Genomic DNA, 26,895 nt, shown 5'->3' with positions numbered 1-26,895 from the left:
CCCTCACTCGATTTCCGCCGATTGATCAAACGATGGGCCGTTTTCTTCGCTATTTTCATTATCGGCCGCCGCATCGCTGAAATCAAGCGAAGTGGATGGCGCATGCGGATCAATGCCCATCTCCCGCGCTTCCGATTCGCTTTTAATATCAATTTTCCAGCCGGTCAATTTCGCCGCCAGCCGCGCGTTTTGCCCGCGTTTGCCGATGGCGAGCGACAGCTGATAGTCCGGAACGATGACCGTCGTCGCCTTTTGCTCCTCGTTGACAATGACGCGCAACACTTTCGCCGGGCTTAACGCGTTGGCGACAAACTCCACCGGATCGGCCGACCAGCGGACGATATCGATTTTTTCTCCGTTCAGCTCATCAACAATGGCCTGCACGCGTTGCCCTCTCGGTCCGACGCATGCGCCGACCGGATCGACCTCCGGGTTGTCGGAGTGGACGGAAATTTTCGAACGGTCGCCGGCTTCGCGGGCGATCGATTTAATCTCGACCGTTCCGTCGTAAATTTCCGGCACTTCGAGCTCAAACAGCCGTTTCAACAGTCCCGGGTGGGTGCGGGAGACGAAAATTTGCGGCCCTTTTGTCGTTTTTTCCACTTTCGTAATGTATACTTTCAACCGGTCGTGCGGCTTATAGGTTTCATTCGGCATTTGTTCGTTTGCCGGCAGGAGCGCCTCCGCCTTGCCGAGGCTGACGTAGACAAAGCGCGGGTCGACGCGCTGAACGATGCCGGTCATAATGTCCTCTTCACGGTCGACAAATTCGGCGTAGATGATGCTCCGCTCTGCCTCGCGCACGCGCTGGGTGACGACTTGCTTCGCCGTCTGTGCGGCGATGCGCCCGAAATCGCGCGGCGTCACTTCGAGCTCGATGACGTCGCCGATTTGATAATTCGGATTGATCCGCTGCGCGTCCTCAAGTGAAATTTCAAGGCGCGGATCGGCCACCTCTTCGACGACATCTTTGCGCGCGAACACGCGGATCGTGCCGGTGTCCATATTGAGATCGACGCGCACGTTTTGCGCCTGGCCGAAATTGCGTTTATACGCTGAAACGATCGCCGCTTCGATCGCTTCCATCACGACTTCTTTGCTGATGCCTTTTTCCCGCATCAGATCGGCTAACGCCTCAAGCAATTGCGTGTTCATGCAACAAAAATCCCCCTTTTGCGATTAGAAGAAAATAACGGCTAATCGGGCGCTTGCCACTTTTTCATACGGAATGGCGACCGTTTTTTGCCGTCCGCGGTCTTTGACCAACAGCGTCACGGTCGTTCCGTCAAAAGCGGTTAGTTCGCCTTCAAACTGCTTTTCTCCTTCAATGGGCTCATACGTTTTGATATATACATTTTTCCCAATGGCCTTGGCAAAATCTTTTGCCTTTTTCAGCGGCCGCTCTGCTCCGGGCGATGATACTTCCAAAAAATAGTTATGCGGAATCGGATCGACTTCATCCAGCTTTTCGCTCAATTTTTCGCTGACAGCACCGCATTGTTCAATATCGACGCCATCGTCAGAGTCAATGAAGACGCGCAAAAACCAATTTTTCCCTTCCTTCACATATTCAATATCGACGAGTTCAAGCCCCATTTCGTCCAAAATCGGTGTGACGAGTTGTTCGACCGTTTCTGTCACCTTTTTGCTCATTGTGTTCCTCCTTACCGAGCAAACGTGCATGCGTGGCATAATGAGAAAATCCCCTGCACAAGGCGGGGAATGAACGAGAGACGGGTGCCCATTCAAGACGAAAGAGTGGGTTTCCCCACTCTCTGCTTGCCATTATCTTTGCCAATTCCACTAAAACTATAACACATTGGGAAATATATTGCAACGGGAAACTGCCGCTCGGGCGAAAGAGCGCTGTCCGCTTCCTTCAGCGGCGGCGTTTCCACTAAAACAGCGACAGCTGGTTATGGTCTGGAAGCGAGTCAAGGCAGCCGCGGCTTTCTAGATACTCGAGCAGCGTTTTCGACAATTTGCCGCGCTGTTGCAAATCCTCCTTCGACAAAAACTCACCTTCCTCGCGAGCGCGCACGATCGCCTGCGCCACGTTCGTCCCAAGCCCCGGAATGGCGTTGAACGGCGGAATGAGAGAATTGCCGTCAATGACGAATTCCGTCGCCTGCGAGCGGTACAAATCGATATTTTTAAAGGAAAAGCCGCGCTCGCACATCTCTAAGGCCACCTCAAGAACCGTGAGCAAGCTTTTTTCTTTCGCCGTCGCCTGAATGCCTTTGGCGTTGATTTCCTCAATCCGCTTGCGAATGGCGGCTGATCCTTTGATCATGGCGTCAAGGTCAAAGTCCTCCGCCCGCACCGTAAAGTACGACGCGTAATACAAAAGCGGATGGTGCACCTTAAAGTAGGCGATGCGCACCGCCATTAACACGTAGGCGGCGGCGTGCGCTTTCGGGAACATGTACTTGATTTTTTTGCATGAATCGATGTACCACTCCGGCACGTCATGTTTGCGCATTTCTGCTTCAAACTCCGGCGTTAAGCCTTTTCCTTTGCGCACGGATTCCATGATTTTAAAAGCGAGCGACGGCTCGAGCCCGCGGTAAATCAAATAGACCATAATGTCGTCGCGGCAGCCGATGACTTCCGATAACGTACACGTGCCGTTTTGAATGAGCTCTTGCGCGTTGCCGAGCCACACATCGGTGCCGTGCGACAAGCCGGAAATTTGCACGAGTTCGGAAAACGTTTTTGGCCTTGTCTCTTCCAACATTTGTCGAACGAAGCGCGTGCCAAACTCCGGAATGCCGATCGTGCCGACATTGCACATGATTTGCTCCGGCGTAACGCCAAGCGGCTCGGTGCTGCTGAAAATGCCCATCACATCCGGGTCGTCGGTCGGGATCGTTTTCGGATCGATGCCGCTTAAATCTTGCAGCATGCGAATGACCGTCGGATCGTCGTGCCCGAGAATATCGAGCTTCAACAAATTGTCGTGGATCGAATGGAAGTCGAAATGGGTCGTCCGCCATTCAGAGGACGTGTCATCGGCCGGATATTGAATCGGCGTAAAATCGTAAATTTCCATATAATCAGGGACGACGATGATGCCGCCCGGATGCTGTCCGGTCGTCCGCTTCACCCCGGTGCAGCCAGCCGCGAGCCGGTCGATTTCCGCGCCGCGCAGCTCTAAGTTATGGTCGCTCGCATACGCTTTGACAAATCCGTACGCCGTTTTGTCAGCGACCGTGCCAATCGTCCCGGCGCGGTAGACGTTGTCTTCGCCAAACAGCACTTTCGTATAGTTGTGGGCGCGCGGCTGGTATTCGCCGGAAAAGTTCAAGTCGATATCCGGCACTTTGTCGCCTTTAAAGCCGAGAAACGTCTCAAACGGGATGTCGTGCCCGTCTTTCTTGTATTTCGTTCCACATCGCGGGCAGTTTTTATCCGGCAAATCAAACCCTGAGCCGACTGAACCGTCGTTAAAGAACTCCGAATGCTTGCAGTTTGGGCAAACGTAATGCGGCGGCAGCGGATTGACCTCGGTGATTTCCGTCATCGTCGCGACAAACGACGAGCCGACCGATCCGCGCGACCCGACAAGGTAGCCGTCATCGAGCGATTTTTTCACAAGCTTGTGCGAGATCAAATAAATGACGGCAAAGCCATGGCCGATGATGCTTTTTAGCTCCTTCTCAAGCCGCTCTTCAACAAGTTTCGGCAACGGGTCGCCGTAAATTTCCTTCGCNCGTGTCTTGTTGTCCGTATGTTGCATGTCGTTGATATGTACCTTCGTGCAAATAGTACACATGAATCATTTTATTAGCAGTATCAACAAAAAAATAGCCGAAAAATTTTTTCACAAGCTTGTGCGAGATCAAATAAATGACGGCAAAGCCATGGCCGATGATGCTTTTTAGCTCCTTCTCAAGCCGCTCTTCAACAAGTTTCGGCAACGGGTCGCCGTAAATTTCCTTCGCCCGCCGGTAGCTCATTTCCCTGATTTCCTCGTCCGCCCCTTCGATGCGCGGCGTATACAGCTCATCTTTGATCGGCTTGACATCGCCGATTAACGAAGCGATTTTTTGCGTGTTGTCAACGACGATTTCCTTCGCTTTTTCCGGCCCTAAAAACGAGAAGCAGTCAAGCATTTCATTCGTCGTACGGAAATATACATCCGGCAGTTCATGGCGGTTGAGCGGATTCGCCCCGCCTTGCGAATGGATTAAGATTTTCCGGTAAATTTTATCTTCTGGGTTCAAGTAATGGACGTTGCCAGTGGCGACAACCGGGATGTCAAGCTTCTCACCAAGGGCGACGATGCTGCGGATGATGTTTTTGATCATCTCTTCGTCTTTCACATAATCCATCTCGATGAGCGGCTTGTACACGTCCGGCGGATGCACTTCAAGAAAATCGTAAAAACGGGCGATGTCTTCGACTTCTTCCGGCGCCTTTTGGATCAAGTTGTCAAACAGCTCTCCTTTGTCGCAGCCCGAGCCGACAAGCAGGCCGTCGCGGTGCTTGACGAGCACGGAGCGCGGGATGCGCGGCACACGGTGAAAATATTGAATGTGCGACAATGACACAAGCTTGAACAAATTTTTCAATCCAGTCTCGTTTTGCGCCAACAGCGTCACATGGAACGGGCGCGCAAGCCGATAGGACGCTTCGCTGTGCGTGCGGCTGTTTAATTCGTCATGAAACAGTATGCCGCGCTCTTCCGCTTCCTTCAACAGCCGCATAAGCAAATGCCCGGTCGCCTCCGCGTCGTAGATGGCGCGGTGATGCTGCGTCAATTCAATGTCAAATTTTTTGCACAATGTATTGAGCCGATGGTTTTTCAAATCCGGGTATAAAAAACGGGCCAGCTCGAGCGTATCGATGACTGGATTCGCGATTTTGCCGCGCCCCATGCGAGCGAAGCCCGCGTTTAAAAAACCGATGTCAAAGCTGGCGTTGTGGGCAACAAGCGTCGCATCGCCGGCCCAGTCAACAAAACGGGCTAGCACCTCGTCCGGCTTCGGGGCGCCTTTCACCATCTCATCGGTGATCCCAGTCAGCTCCATCGTTGTCACTGACAACGGATGTCCAGGGTTGGCAAACGACATGAACCGGTCGATGATCTCGCCGTCTTTCACTTTCACCGCCGCCAGCTCAATGATCGTATTGTACACAGCCGACAGGCCCGTCGTCTCGACGTCAAAGACGACGTACGTTTCCTCCGAAAGACGGCGGTGCGTTTCATTGTAGGCGATCGGCACGCCATCGTCGACGATGTTCGCCTCAAGGCCGTAAATGACCTTCATGCCGTGTTTTTTCGCCGCGCTGTAGGCCTCCGGAAACGACTGAACAACGGCATGGTCGGTGACGGCGATCGCCGGATGCCCCCATTTTTTCGCTTGCTCAATGAGTTTTGTCACCGAGGTGACCGCGTCCATTTGGCTCATCGGGGTATGCAAATGGAGCTCGACCCTCTTTTCCCCTTCCGGCGCCGTATCTTGCCGTTCGTTTGCGGCGATTTCGTTCAAATCGTTGGCGATGATGACCAAATCACGGACGAACGTATCGTTTTGCACGCTGCCGCGCACTTTCACCCACATGCCTTTTTTGACGCCGCTCATGAGCTCGGCGTCCTCTTTGTCGCGCGAGAACATTTTGACTAAAATCGAGTTCGTGTAATCTGTGATTTTCATGGTCAACAGCGTGCGGCCGCTTTTTAATTCGCTCACTTCGGCGTCAAATACATAGCCTTGCACAACGACGCGCCGCTCTTCTTCGACGATCGTTTCAAGCCGCCGCACCGGCTCCTCGTCGCGGATCGGATAGCCGATGACAAGCGGACCGGACGGCGGCGCAGACGCGGCCTTTTCTTCTTCCCTCGCTAAATCGGTCAGTACAGCAAGCGCTCGCTCTTCGTCCTCTTGCTGTTTTTGCGCCAAAAACTGTTCCATTTCTTGCTTGGACGGCTCAACGCTGACGTCAAGCTGAAGGGGGGGGAACCCAAACGAAGCGTACACATCAGCGATTTTTTTGGCGAACCGCCGTTTGATCGCCAGCGCTTCCGCTTCATGGCGGGCAACGACAAGCAGCTTGTTTCCTTTCAGCTCGGGCGTCTGCCGGCTGAGCCAATCGACAAGCGGCGACATGCCTTCTTGCAGCTCGGCAAGGCAAAGCGGCCAATACGCCTGCACATCCGCCTCAGTTACGCGCGGCGCTTCGACCTCCATCGTATGGCGGACGGCGGCGATATGGCGGAACGCCGTCTGCAGTCGATCGGCAAACGTTTTGTATACATGAACCGGCAGCACGTTGTCGAACTGAAAATAAAAATGCCAGCTTTTCTCCTCTTTATCGATCACGACTTTGCGAATGGCTGCCTCACGAAAATGCGGCATCCATTCGTCCGACGTCATCTTCAACTGCTCAAGCAGGATGAGAAACCGCTCTTTTTGCTCTTTTGTCACCATGACGTCCGTTTGTTCCCCTCTCAACATCATTCTCTTTCTATATCATACCATAACAAAAGCGCCGGCGAAAAAGACAGAATTCTTTTTCGCCAGCGCCGGCACTCATGATTGAAGGAGACGGCGCGCAGTGTCGACAAGCTCGCTGACCGGCACATCGAACGTCTCGCCTGTTTTCCGCACTTTTACTTCCACAACGCCTTCGCCCGCTCGCTTGCCGACGGTGACGCGGAGCGGAATGCCGATCAAATCGCTGTCGGCAAACTTCACTCCGGCCCGTTCGGGGCGGTCGTCATACAACACTTCAAACCCAGCCTGTCCGAGCTTTTCATACCACTCTTCCGCCAACGCGCGCTGTTCATCGCTTTTTGCGTTCGCTGTAAGCAAATGGATGTGAAACGGTGCGACCGAAGCCGGCCACACAAGCCCGTGTTCGTCAGCAAACTGTTCGGCGATTGCGGCCACCAATCTTGATACGCCGATGCCGTAGCAACCCATGATCATCGTCTGCGTTTGGCCGTTTTCATCCAAATAGACGGCGTTCATCGCTTCGCTGTATTTTGTCCCCAGCTTAAACACATGCCCGACTTCAATGCCGCGGGCAAAGCGGATCGTCCCTTTGCCATCTGGAGACGGGTCGCCTTCTTTTACGAAGCGCAAATCGGCGTATTGACTGACGGCAAAATCGCGGCCCGGGTTGACTCCGATGTAATGGTATCCTTCCTCGTTCGCGCCGCAAACGCCGTTGACGATGGCGGCGACAGCATGGTCCGCGATCACAGTGACGTCTTCGCTGACGCCGATCGGGCCGAGCGAACCAATTGGAGCGTTCATCACCCGCTCCGTTTCTTCCGGCGTCGCCAATTCGACGACCGTCGCGTCGAGCACGTTTTTCACCTTCACCTCGTTCGCTTCATGATCGCCGCGGACGAGAACGAGCACATAGCGGCCGTCCACATTGAACAAAAGCGATTTGATGCAGCGCTCCGGCGATATTTGTAAGTGCGAAGCGACTTCAGCGATCGTTTTTTGCCCCGGCGTCGCCACTTTTTTCAATTCGGCTGGCGGCTCATCGCTTTTTTCGTACGTCGCCACGACCGGCGCCATCTCGATGTTGGCGGCATAGTCAGACGCATCGGAGTAGGCGATCGTATCTTCGCCGATGTCCGAGAGCACCATAAACTCATGCGTATCTTTGCCGCCAATCGCCCCCGAGTCGGCGATGACGGCGCGGAAGTTCAATCCGCAGCGGCGGAAAATGTTCGCATACGCCTCATACATGTTGTTGTACGTTTCATCCAAGCTTTCTTTCGACGTATGGAACGAGTAGGCGTCTTTCATCATGAACTCGCGGCCGCGCAACAGCCCAAAACGCGGACGCTTTTCATCGCGGAATTTCGTTTGGATTTGATACAAGACAAGCGGCAGCCGCTTGTACGTTTTCACCTCGTCGCGGACGATCGCCGTGATCATTTCCTCATGCGTCGGCCCGAGGGCGAAATCGCGCTCGTGCCGGTCTTTTAAGCGCATCAGCTCCGGCCCGTACGAGTACCAGCGGCCGGACTGCTGCCAAAGCTCAGCTGGCTGCAAGGCCGGCATGAAGAGCTCCATCGCTCCAATCCGGTTCATTTCCTCGCGAATGATGGCTTCCACTTTTTGCAAAACACGCTGCCCAAGCGGCAAAAACGTATAGACGCCGCTTGCGCTTTGACGAATGAAGCCGGCCCGGAGCAGGAGCTGATGGCTTTTCACTTCCGCATCCGCCGGCACTTCACGCAACGTCGGAATAAATGCTTGACTTTGTCTCATCCATTAGCCACCTCGTTTTCTCTCTATAGGAAAAATTTTTGAATGTCATTCCATGTCACCACAAGCATAAGCAACATAAGCAAGGCAAAGCCGATAAAATGAACCATTCCTTCTTTTTGCCGGTCGACCGGCTTGCCGCGCACCGCTTCAATGGCGAAAAAGAGGAGCCGCCCGCCGTCTAGCGCCGGCAATGGCAACAAGTTGACAATCCCCAGGTTGATGCTTAAAATCGCGCCCCATTTCATCAAGTAGTAGATCCCAGACTCAGCCACTTTGCCGGTCGATACGGCGATGCCGACCGGTCCGGACAGCATGTCAAGCTGAAACTGGCCGGTGATCAATTGGCCGAGCCCCGTTACAATTTCCCGCGTCCAGTAATACGTCTCAACCAGCCCTTGCTTGATCGAGCCCAACACCGATTTTTCCATCGGCTGATAGACGCCGATCAAGCCGATCGTCTCCCCTTGCACCGTTTTCGCCTCCGGAGTGACCGTCACACTCCGTTTTTTCCCATTCCGCTCAATTTGAAACTGAAGCGGTTCTCCCGGATGGGCGCGAATCGTGTTGACGATTTCCGTCCATGTTTCCATCCGTTCGCCGTTAATGGCGATCACTTCATCCCCTTGCTTCAAGCCGGCGGCGCGCGCCGCTCCTTCCGGCGTCAGCTCGCCGATCACCGGCTTGTCGACCGGATAGCCTTGCAAAAGACCGATGATGATAAAGACAACGAGCGACAAGAGAAAGTTGGCGAGCGGTCCGGCCAAAATCGTCATCGTTCGCTGCCCGAGCGTTTTTGCCGCAAATTGGCGATGGTACGGAGCAATTTGAATCTCTTGGCGGTCGACGACGAAAAACGCCGGCTCCTTGACCGTAAACCGCTCGAACCGCTCGCCGTCCGTATAGCCGGTCACATACATGCCATGCTCTAAATCGGCCTCTTCCACTTCCACTACGCGGATATTCGGATAATCGTCCTTATGGTTGAGGACGATTTTTTCCACTTGGCCGCTCTCATCAAGCAAAAGACCGACGACTTGCCCACGCTTCAATTCAATCGTCTCCGGGTCTTCACCGGCCATGCGGACGAAGCCGCCAAGCGGGAGCAGGCGGATCGTGTACACCGTTTCGTTTTTCTTGAACGAAAACACTTTCGGTCCGAAGCCGATGGCAAATTCGCGGCACAAAATGCCGGCCCGTTTTGCTAGCAGCAAGTGGCCGAGCTCGTGAAAAAAGACGAGGGCACCAAAGACGACGATAAATGAAATGATCGATTCCAACGTTTCAACCACCTTTATGATAGTAGTGAGCGGACGTAGGCGCGCGCGTCCGCATCGATTTCACGAATGTCCTCAAGCTGCGGATCGCTCACTGGCCGATGGCGCTCGAGCGCGCGTTCAATCCACTCCTCGATGGCCAAAAACGGAATGCGCCCGGCTAAAAACGCCGCCACCGCCTCCTCATTGGCCGCATTCAACACCGTCGGCAGCGAGCCGCCGCGCTTGCCAGCCTCATAGGCGAGACGCAAACAGCGATAGCGGTCGAAATCAACCGGGGCGAAATGGAGCGCCCCAAGCGAGATTAAATCAAGCGGCTTGGCGGATGGGAGCGGCAACCGCTTTGGATACGCAAGCGCATATTGGATCGGAACGCGCATATCCGGCGTTCCAAGCTGCGCCAATACACTTGTGTCACGGAACTGAACGAGCGAATGGATGATGCTTTCTCGATGCAAAACAACCTCAATCCGCTCATACGGCAGCCCGAACAGCCAATGAGCCTCAATGACCTCAAATCCTTTATTCATCATGGTCGCCGAATCAATCGTAATTTTTGCCCCCATCGACCAGTTCGGATGGCGGAGCGCCTCCTCAACCGTCACATGAGCGAGCTCTCGGCGCGTCTTGTCGCGGAAGCTGCCGCCGGATGCGGTCAGAATGAGTTTGTCAACTTGTTCCATCCTTTCCCCTTGCAGACATTGAAAAATGGCGGAATGTTCACTGTCAACTGGCAACAGCGGCACGCCGCGCCGCTTGGCTGCAGCCATGACGAGATGTCCGGCGACAACGAGCGTCTCTTTGTTGGCGAGGGCGATCGCTTTTCCCGCTTCAATCGCCTTCAGCGTCGGCACAAGGCCGACGCTGCCGACGACAGCGGTGACGACAACATCGGCTTGTGGGCAAACGGCTGCTTCAATCAATCCTTCCTCTCCGTACACGATCGTCGTCCGCCCGCGGTACTCGCGATAAAGAACTTCATACGCATCACGGTCAGCGACGGCGACAAGACTTGGGGAAAATTCAGCGATCAGCCGCCTCGCCGCCTCGATATTTTTCCCGACCGATGCGGCGGCCAAGCGGAATTCGTCCGGATGGGCGCGGATGACATCGAGCGTCTGTGTGCCGATCGATCCGCTCGCCCCTAATATACTAATATATTTCAATCGTTTCACTCCTCACCCGCTTATCGTGCGATTTCAAGCAATATGTACAATATCGGCAGCACGAACAGCAAGCTGTCAAACCGGTCTAAAATGCCGCCATGTCCCGGCAAAATCGCCCCGGAATCTTTGACGCCGTAATGGCGCTTAAATGCCGATTCGATCAAATCGCCGAGCTGACCGAACGCCGACAGCAGCAGCGCGACGCCAAGCGCGGCCGCCAAACTGCCAAACGGCGCCGCCGCCCACTCGTAAATCGCGGCGACAACAGCCGCGGAAGCGATGCCGCCGATGGCGCCTTCCACCGTTTTTTTTGGGCTGATCTCCGGCCATAGCTTGCGCCGGCCAAACGCGCGGCCAAAGAAATACGCCCCAATGTCAGTCGCCCAAATGACAAACAAGGCATAAACGAAGTACACGAACCCAACCAAACGAACAGCGCCGAAACAGAAAAACCCTACGCCGACATAGACGACCGCCAAAACGACAAACGCCGCCTCATCGAACGAGAGCGCATTTTTCGTCACGACCGTACCGACAAGCAGCAAAAAAGCCAAAGCGGCGAGCACGCCAAATTTGGCGGTCCCAGACGCCAACCACTCGCCGCCGTAACGGGCGGGAACGAGCAACAGCCAAAGGGCGATCAATCCAGCCGCCCCGACAAACGACAACGGGTGCATCCCTTTCATCCGCAACAATTCAAACAGCCCAATCGTGGCCAATATATATGTTACTATTATAAACGGAAATCCGCCAAAAATAACAATCGGCAAAAAGAGCGCCGCCGCTATGACTCCGGTGATGATTCGCTGCTTCATCGCGCTGACACTCCTCCAAATCGGCGGTCGCGCCGCTGGTAAGCGGCAATCGCCTCTAAGAAATGTTGCTCCGTAAAATCCGGCCATAAGACATCCGTAAACCAAAGTTCCGTATACGCCAACTGCCAAAGCATGAAATTGCTCAAGCGAATCTCCCCGCTCGTACGGATGAGCAAGTCAGGGTCAGCGAGCCCGCTCGTCATCAAGTACGAGGAAATGAGCGGCTCGGTGATGTCTTCCGGCGCGAGCATCCCGCGTTCAACGTCTTTGGCGATCTGCTTTACGGCGGCAGTGATTTCCGCCCGGCTTCCATAATTAAGGGCAAAGTTTAACACAAGGCCGGTGTTGCCGCTTGTTTCCTTCACGGCTTTCTCGACCGCCCGGCGCGTATGATCAGGCAGCGCCTCCGCATGACCGATCACTTGGACTTTGACATTTTCGGCGACGAGCTCGGGAAGAAACGTCGTCAAAAACTGTTCCGGCAGCTTCATCAAATAATCGACTTCACTTTTCGGACGTTTCCAGTTTTCTGTCGAAAACGCGTAAAGCGACAAAATCTGAATCCCCAGCTCATTCGCAAAACGAGTGATTTTGCGCACAACTTGCATGCCTTCGTAATGGCCGGCCGCCCTTGGCAGCGCCCGCTTTTTCGCCCATCTCCCGTTTCCGTCCATAATGATGGCGACGTGGTTCGGCATCGGATGCCTGAGCACCTCTTCTTTCGTCACCGGGACGTCTTTCTCTTTTGTTTTTCGCATTTTATTGAACATACGAGTCCTCCGGGATCGTGTTTTGCCTTTCCATTATAGCAAAAAAACCCTCCATCAACATAGAGGGTTTGCATGGTTTTGCCTATACTTCCATCACTTCTTTTTCTTTTTCTTTTGTGATGGCGTCAATTTTGGCGATGTGGTCATCGGTCAGCTTTTGCACTTCGTCCGTGTAGCTGCGGAGCTCATCTTCCGTAATCTCGCCGTTTTTCTCGAGTTTTTTCAATTCATCGTTCGCATCGCGGCGGATGTTGCGCACCGCGACTTTCGCGTCTTCTGAATACTTTTTGACAAGCTTCGCGAGCTCGCGGCGCCGTTCCTCGGTGAGCGGCGGAATGACAAGACGAATGACCGATCCATCATTCGATGGCGTCAGCCCTAAATCCGATGCTAAAATCGCTTTTTCCATTTCTTTAATGGCCGATTTGTCGTACGGCTGAATGACAAGCAGCCGCGCTTCCGGCACGCTGATGGAGGCCAGTTGGTTGATTGGCGTCGGCACGCCGTAATAGTCAACGGTTACTTTCTCAAGCAGCCCTGCGTTCGCCCGTCCGGCGCGAATGCTTGCCAGCTCGCGGGTGAACGCTTGCACCGCTTTATCCATCTTTTCTTTCGCCTGTTGGATCACTTGCTTTGCCATCGTTATTTCCCCCTTACGATCGTTCCGATGTTTTCACCTAACACAGCGCGTTTAATATTGCCTTCTTCCATAATCGAGAAGACGATGAGCGGAATGTTGTTGTCCATGCAAAGCGAGGAAGCAGTCGAATCCATGACGCCGAGCCCTTGCTTGATGACGTCCAAGTACGACAGCTCATCGTATTTGACCGCATTGGCGTCGACGTTCGGGTCGGCGCTGTAAACGCCATCGACGTTGTTTTTCGCCATTAAAATGACGTCCGCCTCGATTTCCGCCGCCCTGAGCGCCGCGGTCGTATCGGTCGAAAAGTACGGGTTGCCTGTGCCGGCGGCGAAAATGACAACTCGTTTTTTCTCAAGATGGCGAATCGCCCGGCGGCGAATGTACGGTTCGGCCACTTGCCGCATTTCAATCGATGTTTGCACCCGCGTTTCCACACCGAGCTGCTCAAGGCTGTCCTGCAAGGCGAGGGCATTCATCACCGTCGCCAACATGCCCATGTAATCAGCCGTCGCCCGGTCCATGCCCATTTCGCTTCCCGTTTTTCCACGCCAAATGTTGCCGCCGCCGACGACGATGGCGACCTCGACGCCCAGTTCAACAACTTCTTTCACTTGTTTGGCGATCGACTGAATGACCGCCGGTTGAATGCCAAACCCTTGCTTTCCGGCGAGCGCTTCCCCGCTCAACTTTAACACGACGCGTTTGTATTTTGGCTGTTCCATGTCCAACCTCCATGATGCGAATCACTTTGAAAAACAGGGAACACGCGCGTGTTCCCTGTTGCGGTCCGTCATTGTTTTCTGACTTGGCTCATGACTTCTTCTGCAAAATTGTCTTGGCGTTTTTCGAGCCCTTCGCCGACTTCGTAACGGATGAACTGCTTGACTGTTGCTCCGTTCGATTCGACGTATTGGCGCACCGTCACATCCGGGTTTTTCACGAACGCTTGCTCGAGCAGGCAGACGTCTTCGTAAAACTTGTTCAGCCGGCCTTCGACCATTTTTTCAACGATTTTCTCCGGCTTGCCTTCGTTTAAGGCTTGCTGCTTCAACACTTCACGCTCATGCGCAATCTCTTCCTGCGGCACGTCGTCGCGCGAGACGTATTTCGGATGAAGTGCGGCAATGTGCATGGCGACATCTTTGGCGACGTCTTCGCTCGCATTGCCGGCTAATAACGTTAATACGCCGATGCGCCCGCCCATGTGCAAGTACGCACCGAACGTTTCGCCGTCCGCTTTATTGACGACGGCAAAGCGGCGAAGCGTAATTTTTTCACCAATTTTGGCGATCGCTTCGTTGATGTAGTCTTGGACGGTCGAGCCGTTGTCCATCGTTTGACCGAGCGCTTCATCAAGCGAAGCCGGCTTTTGTTTCAGCAAGTGGGCGGCCAGCTCTTTGACAAGCGTTTGGAATGCTTCGTTTTTCGCAACGAAGTCCGTTTCCGAGTTCACTTCCAAAATGACGGCGGTATTGCCTTCCACCGCGATGTACGCCATCCCTTCGGCCGCGATGCGGTCCGCTTTTTTCGCCGCTTTGGCAATTCCTTTTTCGCGCAGCCAGTCGATCGCTTTCTCCATGTCACCGTTTGTTTCGGTGAGCGCCTTTTTGCAGTCCATCATGCCTGCGCCTGTTTTTTCGCGCAGTTCTTTCACCATTTGTGCTGTAATCGCCATAAAAAAATCCTCCTTCTCATTGTCCCGTATATGTATCGGTGCCGGCAGCGGCTTCCCGTTTTGCTCTTATTCGTTAGTATAGCCAAAAGTTGCTCATTTCTGTCTCAAAAAAAGGTGATAAAAGGCTTTCCCCTCTTATCACCTTTCTTGTGCATCGTTACTCTGCTGCGACGGCCGCTTCTTCGCCTTGTTTCGCCTCAAGCACGGCGTCGGCGATTTTCGAAGTCAACAGCTTAACAGCGCGGATGGCGTCGTCGTTGGCCGGAATGACATAGTCAATTTCATCCGGATCGCAGTTCGTGTCGACGATGCCGATGATCGGGATGTTCAGCTTGCGCGCTTCCGCCACCGCGATCCGCTCTTTGCGCGGGTCAATGACAAACAACGCATCTGGCAGCTCTTTCATGTCTTTGATGCCGCCCAAAAACTTCTCAAGACGCTCTTTTTCTTTTTTCAAGCGAATGACTTCTTTTTTCGGCAGAACGTCAAATATTCCATCTTCTTCCATTTTTTCAATTTCACGCAGCCGTTTGATCCGCTTTTGGATCGTAGCGAAGTTCGTCAGCGTGCCGCCGAGCCAGCGTTGGTTGACATAAAACATGCCGCAGCGTTCCGCTTCTTCCTTCACCGACTCTTGCGCTTGTTTTTTCGTGCCGACGAACAAAATTTTGCCGCCATTCGCCGCCAATTCGCGGACGAAGTTGTATGCTTCCTCGACTTTTTTCACCGTTTTTTGCAAGTCGATGATATAGATGCCGTTGCGCTCCGTGAAAATGTATTTTTTCATCTTCGGATTCCAACGGCGCGTCTGATGTCCAAAGTGGACGCCAGCTTCAAGCAGTTGTTTCATCGAAATAACCGACATGTATGCTCCTCCTGTTTCCTTAGTGGTTTTTGGTCCTCCGCCTGCCTCATCTTTCAGCAAGACTGGCGTTGCCAGCACCGTTGCTGAAATCACCAGGCGTGTGTATTCACACCATGAAAAAATATATCACAACTGCAAGCGGCAAATCAAGCTGTTATTCGCCTATTGATTCGTTTTTTGCGCAAATTTGAGCCATAGCTCGACTTCTGTTTTCCCTTTGCCGAGCTGTTTGGCAATTTCCTCGACCGTCGCCCCTTCCGCATATAGGCGGCGAGCAAGCTCACTCGCGTCCGCTGGTCGGGTGAGTGAAAGTTCGAGCACATCCTTGACCGTTCCGATGTCTGGGAAATAGCCCGGAGCGGCGCTTGGGCGGCTTGTTTCTGTGCGTTTTTCGGTTTCTCCCCGCTCCGCCGGCTCGTTTTCCTCCTTTTTTGCTTCCGCTGTTCGCTTTTCGAACCCCGCTCCGATTTCACCGCCTCCTGCCCCCAGCATGGACGCCGTCTCTTTCCCGTTCGCGCCCCGTTGCACACTGGGCGCATCGTTCGTTTCCGGTGCAGAAACGAATGGATCCGCTCCGCTGCCAAGCAACGAGTCAAGTTCAGCCAAAAAGCGCTCGTTTTCTTCCTTCCAAGCAGCGAGATAAGCGGTCATGGCTTCCTCGAGCTCCTCGGCCCGCCTCTCCGCCTCGCCAAGCCGCGACAGGCGAAGGAAAAGCACAATGATCAACCAAAACGACAAGGCGTGCAGCAGCAAACTGATCGTTAGCCAAAATGCCATCATGATGTTCACTATCCTTGAATGTCGATCGTTTTTCCTTTATAAGGGTGTCCTCCAAAACGGGACGCCTCCTGCTCAAGACGGGCGCTCGTTCGTTTATCCGTCACCCGACGGCGCGCACGCTCCGCCCGCTTTTGGCCGGCAGTTGCCATTTGCGCCTGCACTGCATAGGAGTGTTGTTGCGTCGAAGCTTGAAGCCTTTCCGCGTCGGGCGCTTTCGGCATGACGCTTTGCAACGCTGGAAGCTGGATGTCCATCGCGTTTTCTCTCCCCTCATGGCTCTTTTTCAAAAAAGCGGCGCAGTTTCCAAAGCGCTTTCGCATGAATTTGCGAAATTCTTGATGTCGACAAATGCAAAAGGCTCCCGATTTCTGTAAACGTCAGCTCCTCTTTATAAAACAAACTGATGACGAGCTGCTCTTTTTCATTCAGCTGTCCGATGGCTTCAGCCAGCTTTTCGATCATTTCCTGCTTAACGATTTGCTCCTCGGGAAGCGGAGCGCGGTCGTCGCGAACCGCCAACAGTCCTTCATCTTCGTCGACGGTCGTCTGCCCGAGCGGCAGCCAATGGGAAAAAAACGTTTCACTCGCCGCCGCCTGCACTTCCTCTTCCGTCATCCCGAGCTCAGCGGCGATCTCTTTCGCCGTCACCGATCGCATGTGCCGCTGTTCAAGCCGCTCGATCGCTTCCTCAATTTTTTTTGCCTTATCGCGCATGCTGCGCGGCAGCCAGTCTTCTTTGCGCAAACCGTCTAAGATGGCGCCGCGGATGCGGAACGAGGCGTACGTGTCGAACTTCAAATCACGCGATGGATCAAATTTCTCCAACGCATCGTATAAGCCGACGAGTCCAAGGCTGACGAGCTCATCCTTCGGCACGGAGCTCGGCAGCGTCGCCGAAAGCCGCTGCACGTGGTAGAAAACAAGCGGCATATAGCGCTGCACCAGCTCCTCGGCCGCGTGACGGTCGCGGCCATTGATCCATTCATCCCAGTATTTCCGTTCTTCTCCTTTTAGCGCGCTTCCCATTATTCTCCCCCTTGCCTTGCGGAAACGGCGCATCCCGGTCATATTTCCTTTATTTCTTGAGCGGCGGTGCGGATGGAGAGCACACCCGTCTGCGGATTAAATTCGATCGTGCGGCCGCTATGACCCCCGACATCTTCGGCGACGACCGGAATGTGAAGCCGCTCGAGCTGCTTTTTCACTTCCTCCACATTGCGCGCGCCAATGCGCATCATATCGCCGCCAACTGTCGAAAACGAAAACATTTGCGCCCCGCCGGCCAGCTTCGCTTTCAGCATCCCTTTCCGCCCGCCAGCGGCAATGACAAGCTGAACGAGCGCCTCGACCGCCGTATCAGCGTATTTGGCCGCATTGATGACTCCGCCGCGCGCCATCGAGGAATGCGGAAGCATGACATGCGCCATGCCAGCAACCGCCTTGCCTGCATCGTAAATGACGACACCGACGCACGACCCAAGCCCGCACGTGCGGATGACATTCGGCGCTATGACGACCTCCATTTCCGCAATGCCGATTTTGACAGCCTGCGCTGTGCTCATAGACCATCCACACCTAGTGCTCGAAAGATGGTGGAAAACGACTCGGGGTCAGGTAGAAGAAAGAAATGGCCGTTGATGCTTTCGTCCGGGCGCCGTTCATCGTAAATGGCTGTGTCAATCAAAATGGCGTAATCGCCAACACGCGACAGCTCAAGCAATCCGAACGACAGCACAGCTCCAATCATGTCGATGGCCAATGCCGGCACGGACGGGTGCAAGTTGAGCCGCGTAAAGTCAGCCAATGCCGACAAATACGAGCCGGCTAAAATATTGCCGAGCTCCTGAAGCGCCGAGCAGCCAAGCTCATGGGCTTCTCCTTGAAACGAAAACGAGTCATCGCCAATCATCCGACGGACAAACCGCTCAGCCTGTTCCGGCGGCAACACGAAAAACATGTTTCCCGGCGCTTCTCCTTCGATGCGCAAATAGACGCACGCCACTACTTGTTCCGGTCCACCGATTGATTCCATCATTTCGGCAAACGTCGCAATTTGAACGCGCGGCACCGCCATTTCAATTTTTTTGTTTAGCAACGTCGACAAAGCCGTCGCCGCGTTGCCGGCGCCAATGTTGCCGATTTCGCGCAAAATGTCAATATGCATCCCCGTCAAGTTGCGAATATCGTCCAATGTCAACGCTCCTCTCCACGGATTATCGGTCGAGCACTTTCGCCAAATCGAGCAAAATGAGGAGCCGATTCTCCACTTTCGCCACGCCGTCGATGTAACTTGCCTCAACGGAGCCAATTGCCTCTGGCGGCGGTTCGATGCTTTCCGCCGGCAGATCAAGGACATCATTCGCGGCATCGACGATGAGCCCAACTTCCATATCCTCAAGAGCAACGATAATGATCCGCGTCTGTTCCCCATATGGTTCGGGGGCAAACCCGAACCGCTCGCGCAAATCGATGATCGGCGTCACAACACCGCGCAAGTTGATGACCCCTTTTACATAATGGGCCGTCCCCGGCACGCGCGTGATCGGCTGCATTTTCTCGATGGAACGGACATGCTGCACCGGCAGAGCATATTCTTCTTCTTTCAGGCGAAACGCAATCACTTTCCAGTCTGCTTGCACGCTGGCCGTCATCCAATCCTCCCCCTTTTTTTCGACATGCCACTGAAAACGGCAGATCAACGCCATAGGCGCCCCCGCACCGACACGGCCATCTCCTACTTCACGAGCGCGTTGCAGTCGATAATCAGCGCCACTCGGCCGTCTCCCAAAATCGTCGCCCCCGAGATGGCGAAAACCGAAGATAAATAGTTTCCTAGCGATTTCAACACGACTTCTTGCTGCCCGATAAACGAGTCGACCGCCAGCGCCGCCAGTTTTTCCCCTTTCCGGACGATCACGACCGCCACCGCATCTCCGTCATCGGCTGCTCCAGGAACAGCGAAGACGTCTTTCAGGCGGACGAGCGGCACGATTTTGCCGCGAAAATCGATGACCGGCTGGTTGTGGGCGGAAAAAATCTCTTCCTTTTTCACCAGCGCCGTCTCAATGATCGATGACAGCGGAATCGCGTACGTTTCCTCGGCGATTTGAACGAGCAACACAGAAATGATCGACAATGTGAGCGGCAGCTGAATCGAAAAGAGCGACCCTTTTCCAGGCTGCGAATCGACCGAAACGGTGCCGCCGAGCGACTCAATCGTGCTTTTGACGACATCCAAACCGACGCCGCGGCCGGAAATGTCAGAAACTTGCTCAGCGGTCGAAAAGCCGGGAGCGAAAATAAGCTCGTAAATTTGCTGATCGTTCAAATGCTCCGCCGCCTGCGGCGAGACAATGCCGCGGCTTTTCGCCTTTTGCAGCACCTTCTCCCGGGAAATGCCGGCGCCGTCATCCTCGATTTCAATAAAGACATGGTTGCCGCTATGGTACGCTCGCAATTGAACGGTCCCTTCTTCCGGCTTTCCGCGCGCCACCCGGACGTCCGGCGCTTCGATGCCGTGGTCGAGCGCATTGCGGATCAAATGGACAAGCGGGTCGCCGATTTCATCGATCACCGTCCGGTCAAGCTCGGTATCCGCGCCGATGATGTCAAGGCGCACCTTTTTGCCGAGCTCGCGGGCGAGCTGGCGCACCATGCGCGGGAAGCGGTTGAACACCGTTTCGACCGGCACCATGCGCATATTTAAAATGATCGTCTGCAAATCGCTCGAGATGCGAGACATCCGCTCGACCGTTTCCGTCAATTCGGCATGGTTCAGTTCGCGGGAAATTTGCTCAAGCCGACCGCGGTCGACAACCAATTCTTCAAATAAGTTCATCAACCGATCGAGCCGTTCAATGTTGACGCGGATCGTTTTCGTCGCCTGTTTCGCTGTTTGTTTTTCCGGCGCCTCCGCTTCGGCCTGAACGGCCGCCGCCTGCTCCATAGCGGCCGGTTGTTGGGGCGCAGCCGCTTTCTCGCTTTCTGCCGACGGTTCATTGCTCGATAGCATAGACACCTTGACGTCATCAATTTCCGAAATGCCCATCAGCCGCTTTTGCAACTCATCGGCTGGCGCTTTGGATACAACCGTAACGAGAAACTCCCGGTCAAACTGTTCTTCCTCCAGCATCTCGACCGGCGGCGTTGCTTTCACAATTTCTCCGACTTCATTCAGCTGTTCAAACACCATATAGACGCGCGCTGCTTTCAACAAGCAATCATCGCGAAGCCGAACGCGGATTTCGTAGACGGAAAATCCCTGCTCCTTCGCCTGCTCGAGCACATGGTATTCAAATTCCCCATACGCATGTTCAAGGGGCGGTTCTTCTCTTGCTGCCTGCTTGTTCGGCATCTCCCCTTGCTCGATTCGTTTCAGCTGTTCGACTGTTCTCCTTACATCGCGCGTTCCGTCGCCGCCTGCAGCGATGGAACTGATCATCGCCTCCAAATGGTCGACGGCCTCAAAAATGACGTCAAGCAATTCCGGGGTAACGGAAAGCCGCCGATTGCGGATGCCATCGAGCACGTTTTCCATTTGGTGCGTCAAATTGGCCAAATCTTCAAACCCCATCGTGGCGGACATGCCTTTCAACGTATGGGCCGAACGGAAAATATCATTCACCACAGACATGTCCTCCGGAGTTTTTTCAAGTTCCAACAGCCGCTCGTTGATCGCCTGCAAATGCTCTTTGCTTTCATCAATAAATAAATCCAAATATTGGCTCATGTCCATGCCGTTTCCCCCTCACTCCCCGATCAATTGGACGATGGCAGCGGCGATGCTGTCAAGCGGAACGATGACATCAACGACGCCAGCCTCGATCGCCGCTCTTGGCATCCCAAAGACAACGGCTGTCTCGCGCGCTTCCGCGATCGCTTTTGTGTTCCCGCTTTCCTTCAGCTTTTTCAACCCCGCTGTTCCGTCGCTTCCCATCCCGGTCATGATCACCGCGATTTTCCGACAGAGGCGAATGGCAGCGAGCGACTCGAACAACACGTCAACAGCCGGACGATGGCCGGCGCGCGGCGGCGATTCGTCGAAACGGGCTTTAAGCGCGCCGCCTTCTTCGCGAACGATGAGATGGACGCCGCCTGGCGCGATATAGGCGGTGCCATTTTGCAGCACTTCCCCGTCTTCCGCCTCCTTGACCGTGATTGCGGCAAGCGCATCAAGCCGGTTGGCGAGCGATGTCGTAAATCCTTTGGGCATATGCTGGACAGCGACGACCGGAGCGGCTTTTTCGGCTGAGTTTTTGGGTTAAGTCNTTTTCGGCGGCCTTTTGTGGAAGTGCCGATCGCGACGATGGCCTGTTGCGGCCGCGCCGCCGCTTTGAACGATGGGCGCCAAGACGGACGTTGGCGGCGCGGGGCAGTCAAGGCAGCCACGTTCGCTTCGCTCGCGTGCAGCACTTTGCCAATCAGCTCGTCTTTCACTTTGTACAAATCGAGCGAAATCGGTCCGGACGGCTTAGCGACAAAGTCGACCGCCCCGTACTGCATGGCGGCGATCGTGTTTTCCGCCCCTTCGGTCGTCGTGCTTGACACCATGACGACCGGCACGGGATGGTCCCGCATGATGCGCTGCAACGTTTCGAGTCCGTTCATGACCGGCATTTCCACATCAAGCGTCACGACATCCGGCCTTAGGGCGGCGATTTTCTCGAGCGCCTCCCGGCCGTTGCGAGCTGTTCCGATGACTTCGAGGCGCGGATGTTCGGACAAAAAATCACTGATCCATTTGCGCATAAACGCCGAGTCATCGACGACAAGCACCTTGATCGTCTTCATGTTCCGTCTCTACCTTTCTAGCAAAAGTTGACGCAGCTTCGCAAAAAAGCGGGGAGCCCGCTCCGGCTCTTTTTCTCCTCCCGCCGCATAGCGGCATGCCATTTGACGCACTGCCCGGCTCGCCTTCGCCGCTGGATCAAAGAGAACAAACGGCGTTTGCCGGACGACACAGCGCGCGACCATCCGGTCTTCAGGAACGACGCCAAGCAAGGCGATGTCTTTATGGAAAAACCGACTGGCGGCATGCTGCAGGCGCGAAAAGACGCCATATCCTTCCCGCTCGCTGCCGGCGCGGTTGACGATGACGGAAAACGGAGCCTCGCTGCCGGCGGTGTGCATATATTTCATCATGGCGTACGCATCCGTCATCGCGGTCGGCTCCGGCGTCGTGACAATAAACACATCGTCGACGGACTTTAAAAAATACAATCGTTCTTCTGAGGCACCCGCCCCCATATCGAAAATGAGATAATCATATCGCGACGCCACCGTCTGCAGCTCGGCCAACAAATAGTCGATAGCGGATCGATCGACACTCAACCATTGCGCGGCGCCCGTCCCCCCAGCAATATACGATAGATGCTCCGGTCCGCTTTTTACCAGCTCGGAAAGCGGCAACCGCGCGGAAAACCAATCCGAAAGCGTCAATGGCGACGACTGGCCGAGCAAAATGTCGATGTTGCCCATGCCGATGTCCATATCAAGCAGCAAGACGCGAAACCCGAGCTTCGAGAGCGACAGCGAAAAATTGAGCGAAAGGTTTGACTTGCCGACTCCGCCTTTCCCGCTCGTCACCGCGATGGTCCGCGGCCCCGCCGCCGGCTGGCGCCGGCGGCCCAGCTCATAGCGCAGCCGTTCTGCTTGATCGCTCACCATCGCTCCGCCCCAAACAGCAGATGAACGAGCCGGTCTGCGGACGCTTCCACCATGTCGTCCGGCACATTTTGCCCGTTCGTGAAATAGGCGGCGGCAAGCCGGCTGTCAAGCAACACATTGACGATCGTTCCAAACGAGTCCGTCTCATCGAGCTTCGTCACGATCAGCCGATCGATCGGCAGGCGGGAAAAGTGGTTGTAAATCATTTTCATATCGTCATACTTTCCCGTGGCGGCGAATACAAGAAACGTTTCCGTTTCGCTGTCAAACTCGAGCGTTTGCTGCAGTTCATCCACGTATTGCGGGTTGCGGAAGTTGCGGCCAGCCGTATCGACGAACACGAGATCGCAACCGGCCAATTTCCGCTTCGCCGTCCGAAAATCGTCGGCATTGTAGCATACTTCCAACGGAGCGTGCAAAATGTCGGCATACGTCTTCAGTTGGTCGATGGCGGCGATCCGGTACGTGTCGGCCGTGATGAACCCGACTTTTTTCCCTTGCTCGAGGACGGCGCGCCCTGCCATTTTGGCGAGCGTCGTCGTTTTTCCAACCCCGGTCGGACCAAGCAAAATCATATACTTTTTTTGCTCCGCCGTTTTGACAAACGGAAGCGTCGACAATAGATCGCGCACCGCTTCTTTCGTCCAGGCGGAGACCGCAGCGGGCGACCGGCTGTCTTTGTCGGCATACCACCGTTCAAGCAGGCGATCCATCACTTGGCGGACGTACACATCCGCCATCCCTTGCCGAACGAGGCGCCGTTCCGCTTCCGCAAGCGGCGGAGGATACAAAAGCGAAGACGAGCGGGCGTTGAACTGACGGATGAGCGCCTTGACTTCCTCGATCTCACGGGCAAGCGAGCCGTCTTCCTCCCGCTCGGCCGCCGGCAAAGGGGCAAAGGACGCAGCACTCGGCTGACGCGTCAAAGACGCGGCGGCATCCGGCTGACGCGTCAAAGACGCGGCGGCATCCGGCTGACGCGTCAAAGACGCGGCGGCATCCGGCTGACGCGGCGGCAGTGGATCCGGATCAACGCCGGCCAACACTTCGATCTTTTTTTTCGCAAACAGACCGAAAAATCCGCCGGTCTGCACGACTTTCGAGTGCAAAATGACGGCGTCGCGGCCAAGTTCGGCGCGAACCATTTTCATCGCTTCGTTCATGGACGGGGCGACAAATTTTTTCACTTTCATTCGATTTCCACCATCCCCACGCTTTGAACTTCGACATCCGCTTCAAGCTCGTTGTACGACAGCACCGGAACAGTCGGAAAATGGCGCTCGGTCAGCTGGCGGACGTACATGCGCACCGCCGGGGAGCAGAGCAAAATCGGCGTCTGGCCGGCGAACGGATAGCGTTCAAGCGCCGCGGCGACCGCTTCCACAAACGCCTGCGCCCGCGCCGGCTCGAGCGCCAAATAGCGGCCATGCTCTGTTTGCTGCANTTTTCGGCGGCGTTTTGCCGGCGAACGGATAGCGTTCAAGCGCCGCGGCGACCGCTTCCACAAACGCCTGCGCCCGCGCCGGCTCGAGCGCCAAATAGCGGCCATGCTCTGTTTGCTGCACGGCGTCGGCGATCGTTTTTTCCGCTCTGCCCGACAGCGTAATGACGCGCAGCGGCTCGCCCGGCACGGCGTACTGCGAGGTGATTTGCCGCGCCAACGCTTGGCGGACGTATTCCGTCAACAAATCGGTGTCGCTGGTCAGGCGGGCAAAATCGGCAAGCGCCTCAAAAATGAGCGGCAAGTTGCGGATCGACACTTTCTCTTTCAATAGCTTGGCGAGCACTTTTTGCACGTCGCCGACAGACAACGGATTCGGCGTCACATCGTCGACAAGCACCGGATACGATTCTTTTAAATGATCGATCAGCTGTTTTGTTTCCTGGCGCCCCAGCAGTTCGTGGGCATGGGCTTTCAGCACCTCCGTTAAGTGTGTCGAGACGACCGATGGCGGGTCGACGACCGTATAGCCAAGCATTTCCGCCCGGTCTTTTACGGTCTCGGAAATCCATTTCGCCGGCAGACCAAACGCCGGCTCGATGGTGTCAATGCCATCAATCGAATCGTCGTCAACCCCGGGGCTCATCGCCAAATAATGGTCAAGCAGCAACTCGCCGCGCGCCACTTCCTCGCCTTTGACTTTGATCCGGTATTCATTCGGCTGCAACTGGATGTTGTCGCGAATGCGCACAACCGGGATGACAATGCCAAGCTCGAGCGCGAGCTGCCGACGGATCATGACGATCCGGTCAAGCAAATCCCCGCCTTGATTGGCATCAGCGAGCGGAATGAGCGCATAGCCGAACTCAAATTCAATAGGATCGATATGCAACAGTTGGATGACGCTTTCCGGGCTTTTCAATTCGTCGGCGGCCGCCGCCTCCTCTTCCGGAGCGGCCAATGCCGCTTCTTCTTGCTTTTGCCGCTCGATAAATCGGTAGCCGCCAAGCGCCAGCAACCCGGCAATCGGCATCGTCAACAAGTCGTTGATCGGCGTAAACAAGCCGAGCAGGAAAATCGTTCCTGCCGTCACGTACAACATTTTCGGAAACGCGAACAGCTGGCGCATAATATCGCCGCTCAAGTTGCTGTCCGACGCCGCCCGGGTGACGATGATGCCGGTCGCCGTGGAAATCAACAGCGCCGGAATTTGGCTGACGATTCCGTCGCCGACCGTCAAAAGCGTGTAGCGCTTCGCCGCCTCCGCCATCTCCATCCCTTGCTCAACGACGCCGATCACCATGCCAAACAACATGTTGATGACGACGATAATGATGCCGGCGATGGCGTCGCCTTTCACGAACTTGCTCGCCCCGTCCATTGCTCCGTAAAAGTCGGCTTCTTGCGCCACTTTTTCCCGCCGCTTTCGGGCTTCTTGCTCCGAAATCATGCCGGCATTTAAATCGGCGTCAATGCTCATCTGTTTGCCGGGCATCGCATCGAGCGTAAAGCGGGCCGCCACTTCAGAGACGCGCTCCGCCCCTTTGGTGATGACAACAAACTGGATGATGACCAAAATCAAAAACACGACAAACCCAACGACGACATCGCCGCCAACGACGAACGTTCCGAACGTTTCAACGACGCCGCCCGCCTCCCCTTTGCTTAAAATCGAGCGGGTGGTTGACACATTCAGCCCGAGCCGAAACAGCGTCAGCACTAAAAGCAATGACGGAAAAATGGAAAACTCAAGCGGCTCTTTCGTGTTCATCGCCGTCAGCAATACAAGCAAGGCAAGGGAAATATTGATGATGATCAATACGCTCAACAGCCATGTCGGCAGCGGGATGACGAGCATGGCGACGATGAGCACGACAAGAAACAATACGGATAAATCTTTGATTTGCGCTTGCATTGTTTTCTCTCCTTGTTGCTACACGTTTCCTTTGAGCCGATAGACGTACGCCAAAATTTCCGCCACTGCCTTAAAAAACGCCTCTGGAATCATATCGCCGACTTCCGTCTGGCGGTAGAGCGCCTGCGCAAGCGGGCGATTTTCGACAGTCACGACGCCATGGGTTTTCGCCACTTCCTTGATTTTCATCGCCATATAATCCGCCCCTTTCGCGACGACGACCGGCGCTTCCATCTTGCCGTCTTCATACTTGAGGGCAACGGCGTAATGCGTTGGGTTGGTAATGACGACATCCGCGTTCGGCACTTCCTGCATCATCCGCCTCATCGCCATCTCGCGCTGTTTTTGCTTGATGCGCGATTTGATGAGCGGATCGCCTTCCGTCTTTTTGTATTCATCTTTAATGTCCTGTTTGGACATGCGGATGCTTTTTTCAAATTCAAACCGCTGATACAAGTAATCAAACAGCGCTAAAAACAAGAGCGCCCCCGCGGCGTACAGCCCCATTTTCACCGTCAAGCCGCCGACGACAGTCAAAGCCTCACCCGGCGTCTTGGAAACGAGCGCCGCAAGCTCGCTTCGTTCGGCCAACAGCGCCGCGAACACGACCGCACCGATTTTCGGCCGTATTTTCTTTCGCTCATC

Annotated in this window: 21 protein-coding genes and 4 pseudogenes; all 25 read right to left on the bottom strand. The window is 54.9% G+C overall.

The features are described from left to right. Positions 1-3: 3 nt before the first annotated feature. Complete coding sequence (nusA, locus tag T260_RS127185; protein ID WP_023634152.1) at positions 4-1,155, bottom strand: transcription termination factor NusA; 1,152 nt, start codon at positions 1,153-1,155, stop codon at positions 4-6. Positions 1,156-1,179: 24 nt separating this feature from the next. Then, positions 1,180-1,653 (bottom strand): ribosome maturation factor RimP, encoded by a 474-nt coding sequence (rimP, locus tag T260_RS127190; RefSeq protein WP_011230759.1) that lies wholly within the window; start codon positions 1,651-1,653, stop codon positions 1,180-1,182. Positions 1,654-1,897: 244 nt separating this feature from the next. Next, positions 1,898-3,679, bottom strand: a pseudogene (locus T260_RS0120520) (PolC-type DNA polymerase III); the annotation flags it as partial. Positions 3,680-3,830: 151 nt separating this feature from the next. Continuing rightward, positions 3,831-6,434 (bottom strand): annotated as a pseudogene (locus T260_RS0120515) (PolC-type DNA polymerase III); the annotation flags it as partial. Between the two features lie 102 nt (positions 6,435-6,536). Beyond that, positions 6,537-8,240 carry a proline--tRNA ligase gene (locus T260_RS127195; protein WP_013523414.1) on the bottom strand — a complete coding sequence of 568 codons (1,704 nt, stop codon included), beginning with the start codon at positions 8,238-8,240 and terminating at the stop codon, positions 6,537-6,539. A 23-nt stretch (positions 8,241-8,263) separates the two neighbouring features. After that, positions 8,264-9,529: an RIP metalloprotease RseP gene (gene rseP / locus T260_RS127200; RefSeq protein WP_023634150.1), complete on the bottom strand. Its 1,266-nt coding sequence runs from the start codon at positions 9,527-9,529 to the stop codon at positions 8,264-8,266. Positions 9,530-9,531: 2 nt separating this feature from the next. Further along, positions 9,532-10,680 (bottom strand): 1-deoxy-D-xylulose-5-phosphate reductoisomerase, encoded by a 1,149-nt coding sequence (gene dxr, locus T260_RS127205; protein WP_023634149.1) that lies wholly within the window; start codon positions 10,678-10,680, stop codon positions 9,532-9,534. Between the two features lie 20 nt (positions 10,681-10,700). Beyond that, complete coding sequence (locus tag T260_RS127210) at positions 10,701-11,495, bottom strand: phosphatidate cytidylyltransferase (RefSeq protein ID WP_014195473.1); 795 nt, start codon at positions 11,493-11,495, stop codon at positions 10,701-10,703. After that, positions 11,492-12,265, bottom strand: a complete 774-nt coding sequence (uppS, locus tag T260_RS127215) for an undecaprenyl pyrophosphate synthase (protein ID WP_014195472.1) — start codon at positions 12,263-12,265, stop codon at positions 11,492-11,494. Before uppS ends, T260_RS127210 begins: the two co-directional genes overlap by 4 nt. 82 nt (positions 12,266-12,347) lie before the next feature. Further along, a complete protein-coding gene (gene frr / locus T260_RS127220) occupies positions 12,348-12,905 on the bottom strand; it encodes a ribosome recycling factor (protein ID WP_011230752.1) in 558 nt (185 codons plus the stop codon). A gap of 2 nt (positions 12,906-12,907) precedes the next feature. Further along, positions 12,908-13,630: a UMP kinase gene (gene pyrH, locus T260_RS127225; protein WP_011230751.1), complete on the bottom strand. Its 723-nt coding sequence runs from the start codon at positions 13,628-13,630 to the stop codon at positions 12,908-12,910. A 68-nt stretch (positions 13,631-13,698) separates the two neighbouring features. After that, positions 13,699-14,583: a translation elongation factor Ts gene (gene tsf / locus T260_RS127230; protein WP_011230750.1), complete on the bottom strand. Its 885-nt coding sequence runs from the start codon at positions 14,581-14,583 to the stop codon at positions 13,699-13,701. A gap of 157 nt (positions 14,584-14,740) precedes the next feature. Then, the gene (rpsB, locus tag T260_RS127235) at positions 14,741-15,448 is read right to left on the bottom strand and encodes a 30S ribosomal protein S2 (RefSeq protein ID WP_013145737.1); all 708 of its coding nucleotides are present in this window, start codon (positions 15,446-15,448) and stop codon (positions 14,741-14,743) included. Positions 15,449-15,610: 162 nt separating this feature from the next. Further along, positions 15,611-16,228, bottom strand: coding sequence for a hypothetical protein (locus T260_RS127240; protein WP_031206499.1), 618 nt, complete (start codon positions 16,226-16,228; stop codon positions 15,611-15,613). A gap of 8 nt (positions 16,229-16,236) precedes the next feature. After that, positions 16,237-16,482, bottom strand: coding sequence for a hypothetical protein (locus tag T260_RS127245; RefSeq protein ID WP_011230747.1), 246 nt, complete (start codon positions 16,480-16,482; stop codon positions 16,237-16,239). A 16-nt stretch (positions 16,483-16,498) separates the two neighbouring features. Then, positions 16,499-17,254, bottom strand: a complete 756-nt coding sequence (locus T260_RS127250; protein ID WP_023634148.1) for a FliA/WhiG family RNA polymerase sigma factor — start codon at positions 17,252-17,254, stop codon at positions 16,499-16,501. 38 nt (positions 17,255-17,292) lie between these two features. After that, positions 17,293-17,790, bottom strand: a complete 498-nt coding sequence (locus tag T260_RS127255; protein ID WP_011230745.1) for a chemotaxis protein CheD — start codon at positions 17,788-17,790, stop codon at positions 17,293-17,295. Continuing rightward, entirely contained in the window at positions 17,787-18,419 is a 633-nt protein-coding gene (locus tag T260_RS127260; protein WP_011230744.1) for a chemotaxis protein CheC, read from the bottom strand. Before T260_RS127260 ends, T260_RS127255 begins: the two co-directional genes overlap by 4 nt. Positions 18,420-18,441: 22 nt before the next feature. Continuing rightward, entirely contained in the window at positions 18,442-18,879 is a 438-nt protein-coding gene (locus T260_RS127265; protein WP_011230743.1) for a chemotaxis protein CheW, read from the bottom strand. Positions 18,880-18,962: 83 nt separating this feature from the next. After that, a complete protein-coding gene (locus tag T260_RS127270; RefSeq protein ID WP_021322275.1) occupies positions 18,963-20,963 on the bottom strand; it encodes a chemotaxis protein CheA in 2,001 nt (666 codons plus the stop codon). 12 nt (positions 20,964-20,975) lie between these two features. After that, a pseudogene (locus T260_RS01000000138045) lies at positions 20,976-22,018 on the bottom strand (protein-glutamate methylesterase/protein-glutamine glutaminase). Between the two features lie 9 nt (positions 22,019-22,027). Beyond that, positions 22,028-22,894 carry a MinD/ParA family protein gene (locus T260_RS127275; protein WP_021322273.1) on the bottom strand — a complete coding sequence of 289 codons (867 nt, stop codon included), beginning with the start codon at positions 22,892-22,894 and terminating at the stop codon, positions 22,028-22,030. Further along, on the bottom strand, positions 22,888-24,087 hold the full coding sequence (flhF, locus tag T260_RS127280) for a flagellar biosynthesis GTPase FlhF (RefSeq protein WP_023634147.1): 1,200 nt from the start codon (positions 24,085-24,087) through the stop codon (positions 22,888-22,890). The genes T260_RS127275 and flhF overlap by 7 nt, the downstream gene beginning before the upstream one ends. Next, positions 24,084-26,250, bottom strand: a pseudogene (gene flhA, locus T260_RS01000000138040) (flagellar biosynthesis protein FlhA). Before flhA ends, flhF begins: the two are co-directional and overlap by 4 nt. A gap of 18 nt (positions 26,251-26,268) precedes the next feature. Further along, positions 26,269-26,895: flagellar type III secretion system protein FlhB (flhB, locus tag T260_RS127285; protein WP_023634146.1), on the bottom strand; the 627-nt coding region annotated here is incomplete at its 5' end.

Source organism: Geobacillus thermopakistaniensis, assembly GCF_000498995.1.
GTDB lineage: Bacteria > Bacillota > Bacilli > Bacillales > Anoxybacillaceae > Geobacillus > Geobacillus thermoleovorans.
This window is presented reverse-complemented; position numbering and strand designations above follow the sequence as displayed.

Excerpts from the sequence above, each read along its gene's own strand:
- rpsB (WP_013145737.1), bottom strand. The coding sequence starts at position 15,448 with ATGTCGGTTATTTCGATGAAACAACTGCTTGAAGCTGGCGTCCACTTT.
- T260_RS127250 (WP_023634148.1), bottom strand. The coding sequence starts at position 17,254 with ATGGGAAGCGCGCTAAAAGGAGAAGAACGGAAATACTGGGATGAATGG.
- flhF (WP_023634147.1), bottom strand. The coding sequence starts at position 24,087 with ATGAAAGTGAAAAAATTTGTCGCCCCGTCCATGAACGAAGCGATGAAA.
- tsf (WP_011230750.1), bottom strand. The coding sequence starts at position 14,583 with ATGGCGATTACAGCACAAATGGTGAAAGAACTGCGCGAAAAAACAGGC.
- T260_RS127195 (WP_013523414.1), bottom strand. The coding sequence starts at position 8,240 with ATGAGACAAAGTCAAGCATTTATTCCGACGTTGCGTGAAGTGCCGGCG.
- uppS (WP_014195472.1), bottom strand. The coding sequence starts at position 12,265 with ATGTTCAATAAAATGCGAAAAACAAAAGAGAAAGACGTCCCGGTGACG.
- T260_RS127275 (WP_021322273.1), bottom strand. The coding sequence starts at position 22,894 with ATGGTGAGCGATCAAGCAGAACGGCTGCGCTATGAGCTGGGCCGCCGG.
- rimP (WP_011230759.1), bottom strand. The coding sequence starts at position 1,653 with ATGAGCAAAAAGGTGACAGAAACGGTCGAACAACTCGTCACACCGATT.
- T260_RS127270 (WP_021322275.1), bottom strand. The coding sequence starts at position 20,963 with ATGGACATGAGCCAATATTTGGATTTATTTATTGATGAAAGCAAAGAG.
- nusA (WP_023634152.1), bottom strand. The coding sequence starts at position 1,155 with ATGAACACGCAATTGCTTGAGGCGTTAGCCGATCTGATGCGGGAAAAA.
- T260_RS127245 (WP_011230747.1), bottom strand. The coding sequence starts at position 16,482 with ATGGACATCCAGCTTCCAGCGTTGCAAAGCGTCATGCCGAAAGCGCCC.
- frr (WP_011230752.1), bottom strand. The coding sequence starts at position 12,905 with ATGGCAAAGCAAGTGATCCAACAGGCGAAAGAAAAGATGGATAAAGCG.
- T260_RS127255 (WP_011230745.1), bottom strand. The coding sequence starts at position 17,790 with ATGAGCACAGCGCAGGCTGTCAAAATCGGCATTGCGGAAATGGAGGTC.
- T260_RS127240 (WP_031206499.1), bottom strand. The coding sequence starts at position 16,228 with ATGATGGCATTTTGGCTAACGATCAGTTTGCTGCTGCACGCCTTGTCG.
- pyrH (WP_011230751.1), bottom strand. The coding sequence starts at position 13,630 with ATGGAACAGCCAAAATACAAACGCGTCGTGTTAAAGTTGAGCGGGGAA.
- T260_RS127210 (WP_014195473.1), bottom strand. The coding sequence starts at position 11,495 with ATGAAGCAGCGAATCATCACCGGAGTCATAGCGGCGGCGCTCTTTTTG.
- T260_RS127265 (WP_011230743.1), bottom strand. The coding sequence starts at position 18,879 with ATGACGGCCAGCGTGCAAGCAGACTGGAAAGTGATTGCGTTTCGCCTG.